The sequence below is a fragment of the Geminicoccus flavidas genome (assembly GCF_009806515.1).
In the GTDB taxonomy this organism is placed as follows: domain Bacteria; phylum Pseudomonadota; class Alphaproteobacteria; order Geminicoccales; family Geminicoccaceae; genus Geminicoccus; species Geminicoccus flavidus.
In genome coordinates this window covers 1-5,699 of sequence record NZ_WUJP01000968.1, presented here as the reverse complement: position 1 = coordinate 5,699, position 5,699 = coordinate 1, and the positions used below count along the sequence as shown (strand labels likewise).

General features: G+C 64.2%; 4 protein-coding genes and 1 pseudogene. 3 read left to right on the top strand and 2 right to left on the bottom strand.

From position 1 onward, the window contains the following. On the bottom strand, positions 1 to 1,111 hold a 1,111-nt coding region (locus EQG76_RS27770; RefSeq protein WP_200841179.1), incomplete at its 3' end, for a Na/Pi cotransporter family protein. Between the two features lie 37 nt (positions 1,112 to 1,148). After that, the gene (gene pstS, locus EQG76_RS27765) at positions 1,149 to 2,339 is read right to left on the bottom strand and encodes a phosphate ABC transporter substrate-binding protein PstS (RefSeq protein ID WP_200841178.1); all 1,191 of its coding nucleotides are present in this window, start codon (positions 2,337 to 2,339) and stop codon (positions 1,149 to 1,151) included. A gap of 537 nt (positions 2,340 to 2,876) precedes the next feature. Between pstS and EQG76_RS27755 the strand changes: the two are divergent. The 3 genes and pseudogenes from EQG76_RS27755 to EQG76_RS27745 all read left to right on the top strand — a co-directional run. Continuing rightward, positions 2,877 to 4,076 (top strand): annotated as a pseudogene (locus EQG76_RS27755) (integrase core domain-containing protein). A gap of 342 nt (positions 4,077 to 4,418) precedes the next feature. Continuing rightward, the gene (locus tag EQG76_RS27750) at positions 4,419 to 4,754 is read left to right on the top strand and encodes a hypothetical protein (protein ID WP_159718306.1); all 336 of its coding nucleotides are present in this window, start codon (positions 4,419 to 4,421) and stop codon (positions 4,752 to 4,754) included. A 173-nt stretch (positions 4,755 to 4,927) separates the two neighbouring features. Next, the coding region (locus EQG76_RS27745; RefSeq protein ID WP_200841180.1) for a saccharopine dehydrogenase NADP-binding domain-containing protein at positions 4,928 to 5,699 on the top strand (772 nt) is incomplete at its 3' end.

Genomic DNA, 5,699 nt, shown 5'->3' with positions numbered 1-5,699 from the left:
GGGCGGTCTCCTTCTGCACCGCGGGGATGGCCTCGGCGAAGTCGCTGGCGAGCTGGCGGTCCAGAAACTTGGGGGTCGAGAAGTCTTCGATATCCTCCCCGTCGGTTCGGCCTATGCGCGAAAGAACACGCTCGAACACGCCCACGAAGGGGAACAGCAACGCCGTATTGAAGACGTTGAAGACCGTTGAGTAGATGCCGACCGCCACCGGCACCAGCGGGAAGGTCTCCTTGCCGTCGATCACCACCGGGATGCTGGGATCGCCGCCGAACCACTGCATGGCCCATCGCAGGATCTCGATCGAGACGAAGAACAGCGGAACGGTGATGCACACGCCAATGATGTTGAAGGAGATGTGCGCATAGGCGGCGCGCTTGGCATTCTTCGACAGGTTGAGCGAGGCGATCCAAGAGGTAATCGTGGTGCCGAGGTCGGCGCCGAGCGAGAAGGCGACGGCGGTCGTCCAGTCGAGGACGCCAGCGGCGCCAAGCCCCATGACGATGCCGATCGTCGCCGAGGAGGAGTGGATCATCGCGGTGACAAGGGCAGCAATGAGGACGCACTTGATCAGGTTCAAGTAGCTGTCTGCCGTCAGAGTCTGAAGCAGTTCCATCACCTCCGGCATGTTGCGCAGGGGCCGCAGGCCACCCGTCATCAGGTTGAGCCCATAGAAGATCAGCGCAAAGCCCATGCAGGCCAGCGCGATGTTCCGCGTCCTCTCGCTCTTGGCAAAGCAGTAGAGCAGCGCGAACAGGCCGCCGAGGATCAGCCCGAGCGGACCCAGCGGCAGCGCGATCAGGCCATTGCCGAGCGTCGTTCCGATGTTGGCGCCCATGATGACGCTGATCGCAGGCCTCAGCGCCACTACGCCAGCGTTCACCAGGCCCACGACCATCACCGTCATCGCCGTCGATGACTGGATGACGCCGGTGATCAACGTGCCGGCCACCACGCCCTTGATCGGTGTTCCGGCCGCCTTGGCAAGAAACTCGCGCATCCTGTTGACGGAGAGCGCCTGGATGCCGTTGGCCATGAACTCCAGGCCCAGCATGAAGATGCCGAGCCCGCCGATGACCGGCACGAGTATGTCTTTGAAAATATCGACTTCCATGAGAGCACCTGGTCCTGGGAAAGCGGCTCCACGGAGCCTAGTTGCTCACCGAGCCGAGGTTCTTCGCCCAGTAGGCTTCGATCCGGCTGGCGAGTTCGATTGGGATGGGAATGTAGCCGAGCGTGGATGCGTCCTGCGCGCCCTGCTCGAAGGCGAGCCGGAACAGGTCGAGCACCCGATTGACACGTCCTTGCCCGCGATCCTTGGGTAGGATGACGAACGTCACCGCGGCCATGGGATAGGCCGCGTCGCCAGCGAGATTGGTCGTGGCGACATGGAAGTCGCGCGCCGCGTCCCACTCGACCTCGGCCAGCCCGGCCTGGAAGGCCTCGGGCGTCGGCGGCACGAAGGCGCCGGCCTGGTTCTGCAGCGACACGAAGGGCAGACCGGCCCGGACGGCCTGGCCGTACTCAAGATAGGCGATGCTGTTTCTCGTCGCGGCGGTCAGCGCCGCTAGGCCACTCGTGCCCTTCTCGCTGCGTCCCAGCGGCCATGCAATCAGCGTGTCGGCGCCATACTTCTCCCGCCACTCGGGGCTGACTTCAGAGAGGAAGCTCGTAAAGGTGAAGGTCGAGCCGGAGCCGTCCTGCCGGTGCAGCACCTCGATAGGCGCGTCCGGGAGCGGCAGATCAGAATTGAGCGCTTGGATCTGGGGATCGGACCAGTTCTGGACCTTGCCGAGATAGATGTCGGCCAGCACTGGACCAGACAGGCGGAGTGCACCGGCTCCAACATTGTCGACGTTGGCGACCACCACCACGCCGCCCATGACGATCGGAAACTGCGTCCAGCCGCGTTTTGCCAGATCGTCGGGTGGCAGCGGCATGTCAGTGGCAGCGAAATCCATCTCCGCTTGGTTGAGACGCATGATCCCAGCGAGCGAGCCTACCGGCTCATAGTCCACTCGCCAGTCTGGCGAGGAATAGTCGCCGCCGTCCGTACGCACCGCCTCGTAGGTGTGCGACCATTGGTTGATGATTGGCGCCGCGAAGGTCGAACCTGCTCCGCGGATTGGCTCTGCGTGCGCAAACGAGCTGAGCAGTGCGAAAGCTAGTCCGACCAAACCTGCCAAGCCGGCTCTCGCCGTTCGCCAGCTGCCGATATAGGAAATGAACGACCCGAGCATGACACGCCCCCTTGTGATGGATACGCTGACAACAAATTGGATTCGTGTAGCAGCGGGAGCTGATCCCGTCGCAGGGGCGCCCTGGTGATCAAGAAGTAGCACGGCTGTTAATCTCACTTCTTGACTGCTGAATGACAAAAAATCTCAGGATGATTTTGGGGGATACTGCACCATCTAGGACAATATTCGCCAGACAGATTGGAATGACAAAAGATTGTCATCGTCTTGTGACGCGCGCGCGGGTCGTCGAACTGCATCATTGGCGGCAGAGCCTGATCATCCTGAGGGCGTCCAACGGCTTGTTCAGCCAAAGGCTCTTGCTCTCGCCAAGAAAGCATTGCTCCCTGCAGAGAGTGGTGGCGGCTTGAACGACAGGCATTCAGTCGTCATGCCTCGTTGCTTGGTGCCGGACTAATCATTGGCATCGACCTCGGGTACTTCAGCTGTGATGCTTACAACCAGCGCCTGGGCGGCCGCTCCCGAACACTCCGCGCAGGGAGTAACTGATGCGCACCTAACTCTTGTCGTGCTTCCTGGACGCGGATCCTAAGCTGCCGGCAGGAAGTGGGTCGTCACCTGTCCTCTTAACTTCCTTGTCTTGCGGCCTGAGCAGGTTCAGGCTGCGGATCGGGAGGAAGGATGGTGGCCGAAGCAGCGCGCAAGATGGTGCCCAAGGACGCCAACGAGAAGCTGGCGCACCGGCGGCTGACGGTGCTGGAGTTGGCCGAGCGGCTGAACAACGTCACCGAGGCCTGCCGGCGTGGTGGGATCGACCGGACCAGCTTCTATGAGTGGAAGCGGCGCTTTCAGACCCATGGCTTGGACGGGCTCAAGGACCTGCCACCGATCGCCAAGAGCCACCCGATGACCACGCCGCCGGAGGCCTGTCCGGTCTCCTGACCGCACCTGCTTTGCAGTTGGATGAGTCGTCTTGCTGACGACTCATGGCGGCGCGGATCGAGGCATTGGCGCTGGCGCATCCGGCCCCCTCGGCGGTCTCCTGACCGCCGGTCCTTCGGCGTCGGATCATCCGTCTGCTGACCGATGATGACTGCAACCGGATCGAGGCGCTGTTGGCCCTGGAGGGCCGGCGGGTGTCGGCGATCACCGTGCAGAAGATCCTGAACGACAAGAACCTGGGCAGCCGGCATGAGCGGTGGCTGGCTCTGGAACGGCAGAACGCCGATCAGGTGATCGAGCTTGCCCCGGAGCAAGTGGCGTTCTTGGAGAAGCTCAACCCCTGCTTCAAGGAGCGCCATGTCGAGAGCGGGCGGCCGGGCCAGTTGCTCTCATCTGACACCTTCATGGTCGGTGTGCTCAAGGGCATCGGCCGGGTGTACCTGCATGCGGTGGTCGATACCCACAGCTCCTACGCCTTCGGTTTCCTGCACGTTTCCAAGCAGCCAGAATCGGCGGTGGCCGTGCTGCACTGAGCCTGCCCTCAGGTCGGCGAAGCCGGACCCGGGGGACGTCCTGCCGTTCTACGCGAAGCTGGGCCTGCCAGTCTCCGCTGTGCTCACCGACAACGGACGGGAGTTCTGCGGCACCGAGCGACACCCTTATGAGCTCTATCTTGCCCGCAACGACATCGAGCATCGGAAGACCAAAGTGCGCACCCCGCGCACGAATGGCTTCGTCGAGCGCTTCAACGGCACCGTGCTGGAGGAGTTCTTCCGCCCGGCGATGCACGCCAAGCTGTTCGAGAGCGTCGAGGCGCTGCAGGCCGATCTCGATGCCTGGCTCATCCACTACAACCATGAGCGACCGCACCTGGGCTACCGCAACCAAGGGCGAGGGCCCTGGGAAACCGTTGAGCAGTTCGTCAGACAAGGAGGTTAAGAGGACAGGTGAGGTCGATCGCCTCCGCCGCATGATGGAGATCAGGGACAGGCTCGATCGGGTGGGTAGTGGGCGGGATGGCTGAAGCCTGCGAGTCGCGGCTCCCCAGGGAAAACCAGGTCTGGAGGAGCAGGATCCGTCGGCGCTGCAAGAAGTGGAGCCTGGTACACCTGCCTCTCAGCCGGTCAAGCCCCGCCACCAGAGAGTCTTCGCTACACTTGGCGGTCGGCCATGCATGGCCGCATGTCACCCATGCGCCGACGCGGCAGACACGGCAGACATTGCCCTTGCCAAGCAGGAGCGCCGCCCCTACATGCAACGCGCTCGGCAGCCATGGCCGACATGTCTGCCGCCAAGGAAAAGCAGTTGAGTAAACGAGACAGCAAGACCGCACGCAGCAAGCCTCCGGTCATCAAGGCCGAGAAGGGCGAGCGCTGGACCGTGCGCGGCGTCCCGGCTCACCTGCAGAAGGCAGCGGCCGAGGCCGCCTGGACGGCAGACCTCACCGTCGGAGCCTGGCTCACCCGCTTGGTGGAGGCGGCCGTAGCCGATGGTCTGCCGCCGACCGAGCTCACCACTACCCAGCGGTTCGAGGCGATCGAGCAGCGGCTGGAACGCCTGGAGCGTGCCCTGAACGAACGGCCCGACCAGCAGCGGGAAGCTCCGTTGCACGCCTGACCCGCGTCCGTCGAACAGCCGGACACGCAGAAGCGGAGGCGAGCCGGTGCGCTCGCCTCCACCCTGCTCGCCCTGCCGATCGGCAGGGGCCTTGGACCATCTGACCTTTTCGTGTGCCTTCTTTCGGAGGTCCGCCCGTGACCCGTCTTTGCCAGTTCACCGGCCGCCTGCTCATGGTCGGCTGCGGCTCCATCGGCCAAGCCGTCCTGCCGCTCCTGCTTCGCCATGTCGTGGCCTCACCGTCCCAGATCACCATCGTGACGGCGGATGAGCGTGGCCGGTCCGCCGCCGCTGAGTTCGGCGTCGACTATCGCGTGCGCACGCTCGATCGGAGCAACTACCAGGAGGTGCTCTCGCCCCTGCTCCGGCCGGGCGACTTCCTGCTGAACCTGTCGGTCGACGTGGAGAGCCTGTCCCTGATCCGGCTCGCCCGGGCGCGCGGTGCCCTCTACCTCGACACCTGCATCGAGCCCTGGGCTGGCGGTTACACCGACACCAGCAAGTCCGCCTCCGAGCGCTCCAACTACGGACTGCGCGAGCAGTCCCTGGCCTTGCGGCGGGAGCTGGGCAAAGGGCTGACCGCCGTGGTGGCGCAGGGTGCCAACCCGGGCCTCGTGTCGCAGCTTCTGAAGGAGGCGCTGCTCGCCATGGCGCGCGACCTGGACCTTGCACACGAGGTTCCGGGCGACCGCGCGGGCTGGGCGAAGCTGATGCGCGATCTCGGCATCAAGGCCGTGCACATCGCCGAGCGCGATACTCAGGTGGCGGCTGGCCGGCCGAAGAAGCCCGGCGAGTTCGTCAATACCTGGTCGATCGACGGCTTTATCGGCGAAGGCTGCCAGCCGGCGGAGCTGGGTTGGGGCACGCACGAGAAGGCGTTGCCGGCCGAGGGCCATCGCCATGCCTTCGGCTGCGATGCCGCGATCTATCTGGCCCGCCCTGGTG

Excerpts from the sequence above, each read along its gene's own strand:
- EQG76_RS27750 (WP_159718306.1), top strand. The coding sequence starts at position 4,419 with ATGTCTGCCGCCAAGGAAAAGCAGTTGAGTAAACGAGACAGCAAGACC.